Genomic DNA, 14182 nt, shown 5'->3' on the forward strand with positions numbered 1-14182 from the left:
AACAATGAACGCCTGCTGCCGGCGTTCACGGTCAAGATCGAAAAAAGGCGCAGTTGGGATTGCTGGTATCCCGGCGCTGGCGCACGAACGCCATGGCCTGGCTGGCTTCGATCTGCTGCACTCCGGCCTTGAAGTTCGCGCCGGAATACGTGTCCGCCGTGGCTTGGCGCACGCACACGGTGATGGGGGCGATTGCCTGGGCCACTTCGTAAAACCCTGCCATTGTCACTTCCACAAAGTGGTCAATGTGCACGCTGCCCAGGAATTGGCTCACCGTATCGATTTCGGCGGTGCGCCCTGCATCCCGCGCCTGCTGGTAGGTGGCGTTGTCATTGGATTGCCCTGCGTTCCGCAACGTGGTCTGTTCGGCGGCGAGGCCAACCCCGTAGGCTTCCCTGATCTTGCCGTAGGTGCCGGACTCTGCCGGGATGCCGGCAAGCTCAACGTAGTTGTCACGGGGGATGGAGATGGCAGTGGCCTTGGCGCCGTCGGCCGGGATGTGAATGAGCATCAGGACATTGGCGTTGTAGCCGCCAACGCTCTGGCCGCCGGCGTCGAGAGCGTTGTAGAGGGCGGGCGAGAGCGGTTTGCCCTGCTCGTCAAGTCTTGAGTCGAGGCCCATGACGAGTATGTTCGTGTCTTTGCTGAGTTTGGGAACCAGATGCGCGGCGGTGAGTGCGTCCGAGCGCGCAATATGGTTGTTGGCGTTGATGACATTGAAGGCCACAAAGCCGACGGCCACCACCCCCGTCACCACGGAAATCACCAACCGGCGCTTGTGCTTGGCGCCGGGCCTGGCCAAGTGCCTCTCCGGGCTCTGTATCTCCGGGCTCATGGTCACGCTCCTTGCTGCGCCCCCACCGCAAAATCGCCGACCCGTCATGATGATCGGGCACTGAAACCATCTTCACATTGCCCACGGACAAATAGGGGTGAAAAGGCTCAATTGCCGGGGAAGTCCCACCATGTTCCCAGCGTGAGAAAGGAGCCTTGGCCACTCCAGAGGGTAAACCGGCTCGCTGCAGCGCAGGCAACTCAGCTGGCACAATCAGTGGTGCTGGCGGGTCAGACCGTGACGTGACCGGTGCTGTCAACCGCCCAGGTGGGGTTGAAAGCGACCTCCCAATGGAAGCCATCCGGGTCAGAGAAGTATCCGCTGTACCCACCCCAAGGCTGGTGGGCGGCTGGATGTTCGATGCCGGCACCGGCCTCCCGTGCCTGCGCCAAGACCGCATCCACCTCAGCCACGCTGGCAACGTTGTGGCTCAGACTGATGGGAGGGACGCCGTGGGATGGGGTAACACCAAGCTCGGTGGCCATGGCTGCGCGGTCCCATAGGGACTTTAGTCGTCGTCTTCTTCCGGTGACCAGCGGTGGAAGTCCAGGGAGAGGTACAAGGCTAAGGCGGCCGAGTTGGTGGATTCCACGCGCAAAGCGACGTCACGCTTGCCGTTGTTGAACAAGGTGTCCAAGGTGGCCAGCACCAGGTCCTCAGCCAAACCCCGGCGGCGGTGCTCGCGGTCCGTAATCAGTTCAATGATGAAGGGAGCATCAGGCATGGCGTCGCCAAGAGCGCGCTCAACAACCAGGACGGCGGCAACGATCTTGCCGTTCTCGTCCAAGGCAACGTGGGAGGCGTCAGGGAGGAGGGTGCCGTACTTTCCAACAAACGCATTCTTCATATCAGCTATGGCGGCATCCAGAGTCTCCCCGGCAATGCCTGCGTCGTAGGCGGTGAAGTACAGTTCGCCGAGACGGGGCAGGTCAGAATCGACAATGGTGCGGGAGGCAGTTTTGAGTTCCCGTTCCAGCGGCGTGGTTCTAGCGATGAGGGTGACCATGTCAGTCATGGAACGCTCCTTTAAGTTGTTGTGGCACCTGTGATAAGACCCAGCCTGCAGCTATAAGGCCATGCTAGACGCATGAGGTGTCCCCAGTCATCCAGATAATGGTTTGCGCTCCTGGTAGGTGCCCGTTCGGGTGCTTCTTCCCAATTGGCGGATGTATGCCGCGTGAAATTGAGCGTACACTTAAATCTAGTCGAATATATGTACTAATAATTTATTTCCCCCTGAACAGCTCTCATGATTATCCGTTCTGGTGGAGATTGGAGCGCGCACATGGGCACCTTTACGGACGCCGTCACAATGGAATGCTCCCCGGAGGGGGAGCCGCTGCGGTTGTGGTGGCGCGGGCTCCTTCATGAGGTCATTGCCCCGCCCATGAACTGGTATCAGCGCCGGCCCTGGTGGACGGACCAGAGAAGCCTAAGGCCTGGGGAAGGTGTGGGGTATGTGGACGTCCAGATATGGCGTTTGCAGGTACTGCGGGAAGACGAAGCAGAAAGCCTGACAATGGATGTGGTGCTGTACCGGCCCAGTCTGCGATGGCGTGTCATGAAAGTTCACGCCCGGGTTCCCCTCGCGGCCAAGGAGGCGCAGGAGCTGGTATCCCCGGAGTGCGCGAACGCGGAAGTGCTGCCCGTGGAAGTAGCTGGCACGGAGGAGTGGTTTGGTGCGTAACTTTATCCACTTGCACGCAGCCACGGCCTTTAGCGCACACTTTGGGGTCTCGTGGCCGGAGGAGATGGCCCAAGCCGCAGCAGCTGACGGTGCTGATGCGCTCGCCATCACTGACCGGGACGGCCTCTATGGGGCTGTTAAGCACGTTAAGGCGTGCATGGCCGCCGGGATCGACCCGATTATTGGGGTTGATGTGGCTGTCCGTGAAGAGGTTGGAGATGTTATTGAGGTCACCGGCAGGGTGGTGGTGCTGGCCCATGGCGGGGCCTCCGCACGCCCCGGGGCCGGTTATGGCGCACTGTGCCGGCTGATTTCAACAGCGCACAGTGCGCCCAAGGGCCCGGTAGGCCTGACCCTGACACAACTGGCGCAAGGTGTTCTGGACCCAGAGTCCGGGCGGCCCGTGCTGAGCGTTTTGCTGGGTCCGTATTCCCCCGTGGGTAAGGCCATGGAGAGCCGCAAATATTTGCTTCCCCGCAGCAAGTTCAAGCAGTGGAAAGAGGCCATGCCGGCTGGTTCTCTTGTGGCGGAAATCACCAGCCATTTGAATGCCCCGGGAGATCCGCTGAGCACAACCCACGCTGTGCGCATGGTGAAATTGGCGCAGGAATTTGATGTTCCAGCGGTCTTGAGTAACGCCGTCCGCTATGTCAATCAAGAAGATGGGCCCATCGCCGATGTGCTTGACGCCGCCAAGAGCATCGCCTCCCTGGCGGCGTTGAACACCCTGCAGCCCACAGGGCAGGCATGGCTGAAAAGTGCCGCCCAGATGGGAGAAATAGCACGGGACATTGTCTCCCAGGGCGGTTACGGCAGCGCGGGGCTGGCCCGGCTATGGGCCAACACGGCACAGCTGGCGGATAAATGCCGCCTTGATCCGTCAACAGATTTGGGCTGGAAACAGCCGCACACCCCGGAAAGCGAGGTGCTTGGGCTGACGCAAACTGCCGGCCGGGAATTGCAGCAGCGCACGGAATCGGCGCTTGTGCAACGGTTTGCCGGGCTTTCCGGCGGCAAGCTCGAAAAGGTCAAGGACAGGTTGGCGGTGGAGTTGGGCACCATCTCCGAGCTGGGCTTTGAAACGTACTTTCTCACCGTGGCTGAAGTATCGGACATGATCGCCGGCATGGGTGTGCGCCGGGCCGCACGAGGTTCCGGTGCGTCGTCGTTGGTTAACTACCTGCTGGGCATCAGCGCTGTGGACCCCATCGCCAACAACCTTCTCTTTGAACGGTTCCTCTCCAACGACAGGTCCACCCTGCCCGACATTGACTTGGATGTGGAAAGTGCGCAACGGCACAACGTGTACAAACGCATCTTTGAGCGTTTCGGGTCGAAGCGGGTGACTTTGATGAGCATGCAAAACAGTTACCGGGCCCGTGGCGCCGTCAGAGATGCCGGACTTGCCTTGGGGCTGGATAAGGCGGACATCGATCAGATTGCCAAACAGCTGTGGCGGATCCCGGCAGGCTCCTTGAGGGAGGCCCTGGCGCAGAAACCCGAATTATGTGATTTAGCGGCCCAGGTGCACCAGTCCCTTCAAGCCCCGTCCCAGACTGAACTGGAGGGGATCCAGGGTGCGGCCCAGGCGCCGGCGCTGAACCTGCTGGTGGATGTCACAGAACGGCTTGATAGCCTGCCCCGGCACATCTCCATGCATCCGTGCGGAGTGATCTTGGGGGATTCAACCCTGCTGGGCCGCACCCCCGTCCAACCCAGCGGCATGGGGCTGCCCATGAGCCAGTTCGATAAGCACGACATGGACGCCATGGGCATGCTCAAACTCGATGTCCTAGGTGTGCGCATGCAAAGTGCCATGGCCCATGCGGTGCAGGAGATTATCCGGTTGCACCCTTCACGGGAGGAAGTGGCCGTCCAGGGCGGGCATGACCGCGCCGCGCCCTTCCTGGGGGAGGGCGGAGCCATTGACCTTGACGCCATACCTCTCGACGACGAACCCACCTTTGAGCTGATTCGCAGCACCCACACGCTGGGATGTTTTCAGATTGAGTCTCCTGGGCAGCGTGAACTGGTAGGGAAAATGGCCCCCACCGAGTTCAGCGACCTTGTCATTGACATCTCCCTCTTCCGGCCAGGGCCCATGAAATCCAACATGGTCAAACCATTTTTGGAAAGCCGCTCCGGATTCGCACAACCGCATTATGCCCACCCGGACCTCATCCCGGTGCTGGCGGAAACACACGGGGTAACCGTCTTTCATGAGCAAGTGCTGCGCACCTTGGCCATCATGACAGGCTGCACCCTATCCCGGGCTGACGAATTCCGGCGCGGACTGGGCAAAGCGATGGTGGAACCCGTGGTGGAAAAGTATTTTAGGGACAAAGCCGCCCACAAGGGCTACAGCCCTGCCGTGATCGAAGAAGTGTGGGCCACCTTATCCGCCTTCGGAAGCTTCGGCTTCTGCAAAGCCCACGGAGCAGCGTTCGCCGTCCCTACCTACCAATCGGCGTGGCTGAAGGCGCACCACCCCGCCGAGTTCATGGCGGGGCTATGGGAACATGACCCCGGAATGTATCCGCGCCGTCTGCTCGTGGCAGAAGCCCGGCGCATGGGCATTCCCATTCTTCCCCTGGACATTAACGCCAGCGCCGGTGAGTACCATGCCGAACGCACTGATAGCGGAGAGATTGGGGTGCGGCTCAGTTTGGCCGGGGTATACGGGCTCTCTGCCACGGAGTTGAAACGTATCGTGGCGGGTCAGCCGTACGGCTCCCTGGCGGAGCTGCGAGACAAAGCAAAACTCAGCCGGCCCACCTTGAAACGGTTGGCCCAGCTGGGCGCACTTGACCCGTTGCACAATCAGGCAAAGGACCGCACCGGAAGTACCGCCAATCGTGCCGATCTAGTGGCCCATGTCAACAGCCTGCCCGCCCATAAGAGCAACAAGGCCAATGACCCCATCCATGGGCAATTCGCCCTGCCCATGGATGATGTGGAACTGGGCGCGCTCGCCGTCGGGCTTCCGGAAAGCAGTCTGGCTGAAATAGTGAGCACAGAGCTGGATCTGCTCTCCATGGATGTCAGTGGCCATCTCATGGACAGTTATGCACCCCTTCTTGACCGGTTGGGGGTGAGCCGGGCGGATCAACTCCTTGGCCTGCGCAATAACACTGAGGTTTTGGTGGCCGGGGTGCGGGTGGCCACCCAAACCCCGCCCATGAGGGGTGGCAAACGGGTGGTGTTCATCAGTGTTGACGACGGCACCGGCTGCGTTGACACCACGTTCTTCACGCAAGCGCAGCAAAAATCCGGGCCGCTGCTCTTTGGTACCCGCATGCTGCTGATCCGCGGACTGACCCGGCGCACCGGGCCCCGCGGGATCACGGTGCAGGCGCTGGAGGCTTGGGACCTGCAGGACACTGCCCGCCTGCCCACACCGCCCGGGTTGGTTGGGGCGCCAGCAAACCGATAACATCAAGGAGGCTCACAGCAACCCCCGTATGTTGCTTGGATATGGAGCCGCACATAACAAACAAGGAGTTAGACGTGCCAGTGGATTCACAAATCACCATCAAGGTCGACGGCGAGACGACTACGGTGGCCACAGGCACCACCGGTGCGGAGCTGTTCTTTGAACGCCGCGACGTTGTTGTCATGCGCATGGACGGCACCTTGAAGGACCTCTCCGCCGTACTGGCCGAGGGCGCCTCCGTGGAGTCAGTCACCATTGATTCCCCCGACGGACTGGACGTGCTGCGCCACTCCACCGCGCACGTCATGGCCCAGGCCGTGCAGGCGCTGCGCCCCGATGCCAAGCTCGGCATTGGCCCTTACATCACCGACGGCTTTTACTTCGACTTTGATGTGACCGAGCCCTTCACGCCGGAAGATCTGAAGACGCTTGAGAAGATGATGCTCAAGATCGTCAACCAAAACCAGAAGTTCGCACGCCGGGTGGTCTCCGAGGATGAAGCCCGCGTGGCCATGGCCAATGAGCCGTACAAGCTGGAACTGCTCGGCAAGGCTTCCGACGCCGATGCCGCTGGTGAAGGTGTCAACGTAGAAGTCGGTGCCGGGGACATCACCATTTACTCCAACATTGACCGCAAGAGCGGCGAAGAGGTGTGGTGTGATCTGTGCCGCGGCCCGCACCTGCAAAACACGAAGCTGATCTCCAACGCCTTCGCACTGACGCGCACCTCCGCCGCCTACTGGCTGGGCAACCAGAACAACCAGCAGCTCCAGCGCATTTACGGAACGGCCTGGCCCACCAAGGAAGCCCTCAAGGCCTACCAGGAACGCATTGCCGAGGCCGAGCGCCGCGACCACCGCAAGCTCGGTGTGGAGCTTGATTTGTTCTCCTTCCCCGACGAGTTGGGCTCGGGCCTGCCTGTGTTCCACCCCAAGGGCGGGATCATCCGCAAGGAGATGGAAGACTACTCGCGCAAGCGCCATGTTGAGGCCGGGTATGACTTCGTCTACACCCCTCACATCACCAAGGGCCACTTGTACGAGGTTTCCGGACACCTTGACTGGTACAAGGAAGGCATGTTCCCGGCCATGCATGTGGATGCTGAACTCAATGAGGACGGCACGGTGCGCAAGCCCGGCCAGGACTACTACCTCAAGCCCATGAACTGCCCCATGCACAACTTGATCTTCCGCTCCCGCGGGCGCTCCTACCGTGAGCTGCCGCTGCGCCTGTTCGAATTCGGCTCGGTGTACCGCTACGAAAAGTCCGGTGTAGTGCACGGGCTGACCCGTGTGCGTGGCATGACACAGGACGACGCCCACATCTACTGCACCAAGGAGCAGATGAAAGATGAGCTCACCGAAACCCTAAACTTTGTGCTCTCACTGCTCAAGGACTATGGGCTAGATGACTTCTACCTGGAACTCTCCACAAAGAACCCGGAAAAGTTTGTTGGTGACGATGCTATCTGGGAAGAAGCCACCAACACCCTGGCCGAGGTTGCTGCGGCCTCCGGGCTGGAACTGGTAGCCGATCCCGGTGGGGCCGCGTTCTACGGTCCCAAAATTTCGGTCCAGGCCAAGGATGCGCTGGGCCGCACCTGGCAGATGTCCACTATTCAGCTGGACTTCAACCTGCCGGAGCGTTTCGAGCTGGAATACCAGGCTGCCGATGGCACCCGCCAGCGCCCCGTCATGATCCACCGCGCCCTGTTCGGGTCTGTGGAACGCTTCATGGGCGTGCTGACCGAGCACTACGCCGGCGCTTTCCCGGCTTGGCTTTCCCCGGTGCAAGTTGTTGCCATCCCTGTGGCTGAGGCGTTCAATGACTACATGTTTGACGTGGTCGCGCAGCTTAAAGCGGCCGGCATCCGTGCCGAGGTGGACATCTCCAGCGATCGCTTCCCCAAGAAAATCCGTACGGCCAGCAAGGATAAGGTACCGTTTGTGCTGATCGCTGGCGGGGACGACGCTGACGCAAACGCTGTGTCCTTCCGTTTCCGCGACGGCAGCCAGGACAACGGCGTACCTGTTCAAGAAGCAGTGCGCCGCATTGTTGAGGCTGTTCGGAACCGCACGGCGTGAGCAGCCTTGGTGGGGAGTCCGATCCCGTTGCAATAGATGATTTTGAACTCCCAGGGGTTCCGGACGCCTTCCAACGGCTGTGGACGCCCCACCGGCTGGCCTATGTCAAGGGCGGGCAGGAGCAGGTTACAGGCAAGCACAACTGCCCGTTCTGCGAGGCTCCCGGGCGCAGTGATGAAGAGTCCCTCATTGTCCACCGCGGCAAGCTGGTGTTTGTGGTGCTGAACCTCTACCCGTACAACCCGGGGCATCTACTGGTCTGCCCGTACCGGCACGTGCCGGACTACACGGACCTAACGGTGGAGGAAAGCGCAGAATTTGCTGCGCTGACACAACAAGCCATGCGGGTTCTGAGGCACGTGGCCAACCCTTCCGGATTCAACCTGGGCATGAACCAGGGAGTCACCGGGGGTGCCGGCATAGCGGCCCATCTGCACCAGCACGTGGTGCCTCGGTGGGGTGGTGATGGCAATTTCATGCCCATTATTGCCGGAACCAAGGCCATCACTCAAACTCTAGGCGATGTCCGCCAACAGGTTGCTGAGGCCTGGAACAACGCTGAACAGGGGAAGTGATGCTAAACAAGTACGCGCGTGCTCTTTTTGCCGCCATCTTCACCCCGGTCGCAACACTTCTGGTGCGGCTGAAGGTTTCACCCGATGCCGTCACCATCATCGGCACCTTAGGCGTTGCCGGCGGCGCCCTGATCGGGTACCCGCTGGGGGAACTGTTCTGGGGCACCGTGGTCATTACAGTGTTTGTCTTCTCTGACATTGTGGACGGGCTCATGGCCAGGATGCTGGGCCGCTCGGGCAAATGGGGTGCCTTTTTGGACTCCACCCTTGACCGGGTGGGAGACGGAGCAGTGTTTGCCGGTATTGTCATCTGGTTTTACACAGGTGGCAACAACCACTTCATTGCCGCGATGGCGCTGACGTGCCTGGTGCTGGGCTCCATTGTCTCCTACGCCAAGGCACGCGCCGAAGGTCTGGGCATGACCGCTAATGTTGGCATTGCTGAACGCTCCGACAGGCTCGTGGTGGTGCTCGTGGCGACCGGGCTGGTAGGGCTGGGAATACCCGAAGCCGTGCTCGCCGTGGTGCTTGTCCTGTTGGCCATTGCCAGCATGGTGACCGTGTTCCAGAGGATTGGGACGGTGCGCCGCCAAGCGTTGGCGGGCAGTAACGCAGAGGGACAGTAACACTAGTTTTTATCCCCTCTGGGGCTCGGAATAGAATGATCGCACCCGTGAAACATGTCACGTTTGACGGGTGCGAGAAAATTTTCCGTTCCTTCCCAGAGGGGTTTTTTGTGTCTACACCCGAGGTAACACCCGTGACCGGCAGCAGCCGGGTAAAGCGCGGCATGGCCGACATGCTCAAGGGCGGCGTCATTATGGACGTGGTCAACGTTGAGCAGGCAAAGATCGCCGAAGATGCCGGCGCCGTGGCCGTCATGGCCCTGGAACGCGTCCCGGCAGATATTCGTGCCCAGGGCGGGGTCTCCCGCGCCAGTGATCCGGACATGATTGATGCCATCATTGCCGCAGTGTCCATCCCCGTCATGGCCAAGGCCCGCATTGGCCACTTCGTGGAGGCCCAGGTACTGGAGTCCCTCGGAGTGGACTTTGTGGATGAATCCGAGGTCCTGACCCCAGCCGACTACGAGCACCACATCGACAAATGGAACTTCAAGGTTCCTTTTGTCTGCGGAGCCACCAACTTAGGTGAAGCACTGCGGCGCATCAACGAGGGTGCGGCCATGATCCGCTCCAAGGGTGAGGCCGGCACCGGAGATGTCTCCAACGCCACGGGCCACATGCGCAAAATCCGCACCCAGATCGCCCAGCTGGCTGCCTTGCCTGCCGACGAACTGTACGTGGCGGCGAAGGAACTCCAAGCCCCGTATGAACTCGTCAAGGAAGTTGCCGCCTCCGGCAAACTCCCCGTAGTTCTGTTCACCGCTGGCGGCATCGCCACCCCGGCCGACGCCGCCATGATGATGCAGCTCGGCGCTGATGGCGTGTTCGTCGGTTCCGGCATCTTCAAGTCCGGCAACCCGGCTCAGCGTGCCGCCGCCGTGGTCAAGGCCACCACGTTCTATGACGATCCGTCCGTGATCGCCAACGTCTCCCGCGGCCTGGGTGAGGCCATGGTGGGCATCAACGTGGCCGACCTCCCCGAGCCCCACCGCCTCTCTGAGCGCGGCTGGTAACAGCCAGTTGCTTTGACGCGGAGGCTGGCGGCGCCGGGGGACGAAAGTTCCCCGGCGCCGCTGCCTTAAATACCGCCGCTGCCTTAAATACCGCCGCTGCCTTAATGACCGCCGCTGCCCCACTAACCCCCAACGCTCGGTTAGATCCGGGCCTTTTATCCAGAACGCTACCGCACCTGACCGGAGGATAACACCCATGACCAGGCACTTCACCGGCTTGATCGCCTATCCCATCACGCCCTTGACGCACGACGACGAACTCGACATGGGTGTCTTGGCGCACCTCGTGCACAATGCCGCGCGGGCAGGCGTTTCCGGCATTACCGTGCTTGCCACGTCAGGCGCGGGAGTGACGTTCGACCGGGGCGAGCGGAAGTCGGTGGTAGAGGCAGCAGTTCAGGCCGCCGAGGGTGCTGCCATGGCCGGGGATGCGCCTATTCCTGTCTACGCTGCCGTCAGTGCCGCCTCCACCCGTCAGGTGCGCCAGTTTTCCCAGGATGCTGAGCGGGCGGGAGCTGCCGGACTGCTGGTGGCGCCCTTCTCCTACCTCCCGCTTTCTGATGGGGAAGTGCGGACGCTGTTTGCCGAAGTTGCCGACGCGACGGAGCTGCCACTGTGCTTTTACAACAAGCCCGTCCAGACCCAATATGACCTCACACCGGCAACCCTGACACATTTGGCCAACACGGCCCGTGTCGTGGCCGTGAAGGAAACCATGCGGCGCGAGCACATCGTGTCCCGGGTCAGTGTGCTTCGGGACGCCTCCGGTCCGGACTTTTCCCTCGGGCTCAGCTCGGATGTGCAACTGCTCGCTGACAGGCCCGACGTCGATGCCTGGCACACGGGCTTGGCTGCGCTCATGCCAGCTGATTATGCGCAGGTGTGGAGCCGGAGCCGAAATGGGCATGAGCAGGGGAGCGGCCTAGCCCTGTTACAGGCCGTGGCTTTGGCGCTCTCCGGAGTGCGACATTCGGTGGGGGCCCTGCATGCGCTGGCGGGGGAGTTGGGAGTGGCAACAGCGAATCCCCGGGGCCCGTTTGGGCTGCCAGGCAGCGCGGATGTGCAGCTGCTGCAGGCCGCACTTAGCTAGCCTGAAATTCACCAACTACTGCGATATCGAACCGAAAAATGGCGCCATTGGTGGGATAGCGTCATGAAGGCGGGAGATGCAGCCACCAGGTTTGGCCCTTGCCGATGAGTTCGAACCCGTACTTGCGGTAGAGGCGTTGACCATCAGGGGTGGCGTTGAGCAGCAGATGTTCAGCACCTGCGTTGAAGGCAGCCTCCGAGAGCGTATTCAACAGGGCCGTGCCCAGCCCGGTGCGGCGCTGCTCCGGTGCCACGATCATGTCAAAGATGCCCGCCAGATGCTTTGCGCCCTGATCCGGTGGCAGATACGCGTAGGAGCGCCCGGCCCAATCATCACCGCTGCGGGCCGTGGCCAGCCACACCTGATGTTCCACAAGGGCCGTCAGACTCACCCGCGGATCGGCTTCCTCGCTGGAGCTGGCAACAGTCTCCACGTCCAGCGCACGGGTCATCCACCATGGCTGCCAGCCGCGCTCAAAACGGTACTGCGGCAGAATGCCTTCACGCATGGCGGCATTCATCCAAATACCCACACTGGCGGCACCACGGCGTTCGGCCTCGGCCAGGGCCGGCGCCAAGCCCGCCTCGGTGATCTCGGAAGGGAACAGGCACAGCATTTCCCGGGTCTCGGGCAGCCACACCCAGTCCATGCGGTGCGTGGAAAACGCCCGTCCACCGGTGGCTTCGGCTAGTGCACGGAACCATGCGTGCTGTGTACGTTGACAATCTGCAAGTGTCACCATGTGCTTAGACCAACCCCCGTCGGGCAAGTAGGGGAGCGGTATCGGCAGCACGGCCAGCAAAGTCGGCGAAGGCGAGCAAAGGGTCAACAGAGAATCCACGGCTCAACACGGTGCTGCGGAAATGCTCACCGTTGGTACGCGTCAGCCCGCCGTTGGACTTGAACCAGGCCACAGTGTCGGCGTCGAGCACCTCGGACCAAAGATAGGAGTAGTAGCCGGCCGCATAACCGCCAGCAAAGATGTGGTTGAAGTAGCCGGTCCGGTAGCGCGGCGGGACGGCGGGAATATCCACACCCGCTGCGGCAAGGGCCGCGGCTTCGAAGGCCAATGGATCTGCTACGGGGGCACCGGGGGCGAGCTCGTGCCACGCCAGATCCAACAAGGTGGCGCCCAAGTATTCGGTGGTGGCAAAACCCTGACCCCACAAGGCTGCGGCCTGAAGCTTCTCCGCCGTCCCAACGGGTAGTGGTTCGCCCGTTCGGTGATGCTTGGCGTAGTTCGCCAGCACCTCTGGCCAGAGAATCCACATCTCATTGACCTGTGAGGGATACTCCACAAAGTCCCGCGGAACATTGGTCCCGGAAAACTTCGGGTAGCTGACAGCGGAGAACAAGCCGTGCAGGGCATGGCCGAACTCGTGGAAGCAGGTCACCACTTCATCGAAGGTCAACAGCGTAGGTTCACCGGCCGGGGGCTGGGGAATGTTGAGGTTGTTAACCACCACGGCATGAGTGTTCTCAAGGAAAGACTGCTCTACGAAGGAGTTCATCCAGGCCCCTCCACGTTTGGTTGCCCGGGTATAGAAATCGCCCAGGAAGAGACCTTGCACGGAGCCATCAGCATTGCTGACTTCCCAAATACGAACGTCAGGGTGGTAGCCGATGAGATCACTTCGGCGCCTAAAAGTAATTCCGTAGAGCTGGGTGGCCGCATAAAAGACGCCGTTTTCCAGCACCGAGTCAAGTTCAAACCAAGGGCGCAGTGCGGCCTGATCCACACCGTACTCATCGCGGCGGATCTGCTCGGAGTAAAAAGCCCAGTCCCAAGCCTCGATGAAGTGCCCGGCCGTGGCAGCCAGCTTCTCTGCCTCCAAACGGGCATTGCGTACAGCCGCTGCCGTAATAGGGGCCAGCATGCAGTGCACGGCGGCCAACGACGGTGCCGTCTGCGGTTCAATGGAACGCTCAGCTTCGCAAGAGAAGCCAAGCAGCGCAGCCTTTTCGGCCCGCAGCGAAGCCATAGTGGCGGCCAAACCCAAAACGGCCGCATCGCCACCACCACCAGCACCACCAGCATCGCCACCACCAGCACCGCCACCACTGCCACGGCCCACCGAGGCCAGATGCAGCTTCTGTCGGGTCTGCCGGTTAGTCAACACCTCCAGGGCCGGCTGGGCCGTGGGCAAGATCAGCGTCAGCAAATATCCCTCCGCATGACCGGCAGCCCGGGCCGCGGCAGCAGCCGTTGCCACGTCATCAGCACTGAGCCCATCGAGTTCGGCCACATCCTGAATGTGCAGGGCAGCCTGGTTCCCGGCCTGCATGACGAGTTGGGAAAACTTGGTACTGAGGGAGGAAAGCTGAGCATTGAGTTCCCGCAAGCGCTCCCGTGACTCCTCTGGAAGCGCCACACCTGCCCGCGTGAAGGCCTTGCGGTACTCAGCCAGTAAGCGCAGCGATTCAGCATCCAAGCCCTCAGCAGGCACCGCGAGCATCCGCTCATACAAGGCACCGTTCAGCAATACCGTATCCTCATGCTCGGCGAGCCGGGGGGCAACCATAGCCTCCAATGCCTGAATCTCCGCGGTCCCATGGGAGCTGGCAATGTTGAAAAACACGTTCACCACGCGCGTCAGGATCGCACCGCTACGCTCCATGGCCAGCACGGTGTTCTCAAAAGTTGCCGCGGCCGGGTCGGAGGTAATGGAGGCGATCTGAGCCAACTGTTCGCTAAAGCCAGCCTCGAACCCGGGCAGGTAATGCACCACGTCAATGGCGGCGAAGTCTGGCAGCTGACAATCGAGCCTGCTGGCCATCAAAAACGGGTTGGGTGAGTTTTCCTCGGTCATGCCTTAACTCTTTCATGGATTAACCCAAG

Annotated in this window: 12 protein-coding genes; 7 read left to right on the forward strand and 5 right to left on the reverse strand. The window is 61.3% G+C overall.

Annotated elements, in window-relative coordinates:
• Nucleotides 1-31: 31 nt before the first annotated feature.
• From CVS29_RS11070 to CVS29_RS11080, 3 genes are all read right to left on the reverse strand, one after another.
• The gene (locus tag CVS29_RS11070) at nucleotides 32-835 is read right to left on the reverse strand and encodes an LCP family protein (RefSeq protein ID WP_170120959.1); all 804 of its coding nucleotides are present in this window, start codon (nucleotides 833-835) and stop codon (nucleotides 32-34) included.
• 230 nt (nucleotides 836-1065) lie between these two features.
• The gene (locus tag CVS29_RS11075) at nucleotides 1066-1320 is read right to left on the reverse strand and encodes a VOC family protein (RefSeq protein ID WP_110106378.1); all 255 of its coding nucleotides are present in this window, start codon (nucleotides 1318-1320) and stop codon (nucleotides 1066-1068) included.
• Nucleotides 1321-1343: 23 nt separating this feature from the next.
• Complete coding sequence (locus CVS29_RS11080) at nucleotides 1344-1850, reverse strand: GNAT family N-acetyltransferase (RefSeq protein ID WP_110106379.1); 507 nt, start codon at nucleotides 1848-1850, stop codon at nucleotides 1344-1346.
• A gap of 270 nt (nucleotides 1851-2120) precedes the next feature.
• On the opposite strand from CVS29_RS11080, the gene CVS29_RS11085 reads away from it, so the two are divergent.
• The 7 genes from CVS29_RS11085 (at nucleotide 2121) to CVS29_RS11115 (ending at nucleotide 11343) form a co-directional block, all read left to right on the forward strand.
• Nucleotides 2121-2522 (forward strand): hypothetical protein, encoded by a 402-nt coding sequence (locus CVS29_RS11085; protein WP_110106380.1) that lies wholly within the window; start codon nucleotides 2121-2123, stop codon nucleotides 2520-2522.
• Nucleotides 2515-5955: a DNA polymerase III subunit alpha gene (locus tag CVS29_RS11090; protein ID WP_110106381.1), complete on the forward strand. Its 3441-nt coding sequence runs from the start codon at nucleotides 2515-2517 to the stop codon at nucleotides 5953-5955. Before CVS29_RS11085 ends, CVS29_RS11090 begins: the two co-directional genes overlap by 8 nt.
• A 74-nt stretch (nucleotides 5956-6029) precedes the next feature.
• On the forward strand, nucleotides 6030-8039 hold the full coding sequence (gene thrS, locus CVS29_RS11095; RefSeq protein WP_245932191.1) for a threonine--tRNA ligase: 2010 nt from the start codon (nucleotides 6030-6032) through the stop codon (nucleotides 8037-8039).
• On the forward strand, nucleotides 8036-8614 hold the full coding sequence (locus CVS29_RS11100; RefSeq protein ID WP_110106383.1) for an HIT family protein: 579 nt from the start codon (nucleotides 8036-8038) through the stop codon (nucleotides 8612-8614). Before thrS ends, CVS29_RS11100 begins: the two co-directional genes overlap by 4 nt.
• Nucleotides 8614-9240 (forward strand): phosphatidylinositol phosphate synthase, encoded by a 627-nt coding sequence (gene pgsA / locus CVS29_RS11105; RefSeq protein WP_110106384.1) that lies wholly within the window; start codon nucleotides 8614-8616, stop codon nucleotides 9238-9240. The genes CVS29_RS11100 and pgsA overlap by 1 nt, the downstream gene beginning before the upstream one ends.
• Nucleotides 9241-9350: 110 nt before the next feature.
• On the forward strand, nucleotides 9351-10253 hold the full coding sequence (pdxS, locus tag CVS29_RS11110) for a pyridoxal 5'-phosphate synthase lyase subunit PdxS (protein WP_110106512.1): 903 nt from the start codon (nucleotides 9351-9353) through the stop codon (nucleotides 10251-10253).
• 196 nt (nucleotides 10254-10449) lie between these two features.
• Complete coding sequence (locus CVS29_RS11115; protein ID WP_110106385.1) at nucleotides 10450-11343, forward strand: dihydrodipicolinate synthase family protein; 894 nt, start codon at nucleotides 10450-10452, stop codon at nucleotides 11341-11343.
• 61 nt (nucleotides 11344-11404) lie between these two features.
• Here the strand turns inward: CVS29_RS11115 and CVS29_RS11120 are convergent, their stop codons facing one another.
• Nucleotides 11405-12085: a GNAT family N-acetyltransferase gene (locus tag CVS29_RS11120; RefSeq protein WP_110106386.1), complete on the reverse strand. Its 681-nt coding sequence runs from the start codon at nucleotides 12083-12085 to the stop codon at nucleotides 11405-11407.
• Nucleotides 12086-12089: 4 nt separating this feature from the next.
• The gene (locus CVS29_RS11125; RefSeq protein ID WP_110106387.1) at nucleotides 12090-14153 is read right to left on the reverse strand and encodes a M3 family metallopeptidase; all 2064 of its coding nucleotides are present in this window, start codon (nucleotides 14151-14153) and stop codon (nucleotides 12090-12092) included.
• Nucleotides 14154-14182: the final 29 nt, after the last annotated feature.

Source organism: Arthrobacter psychrochitiniphilus (assembly GCF_003185915.1).
Classification (GTDB): Bacteria; Actinomycetota; Actinomycetes; order Actinomycetales; family Micrococcaceae; genus Specibacter; species Specibacter psychrochitiniphilus.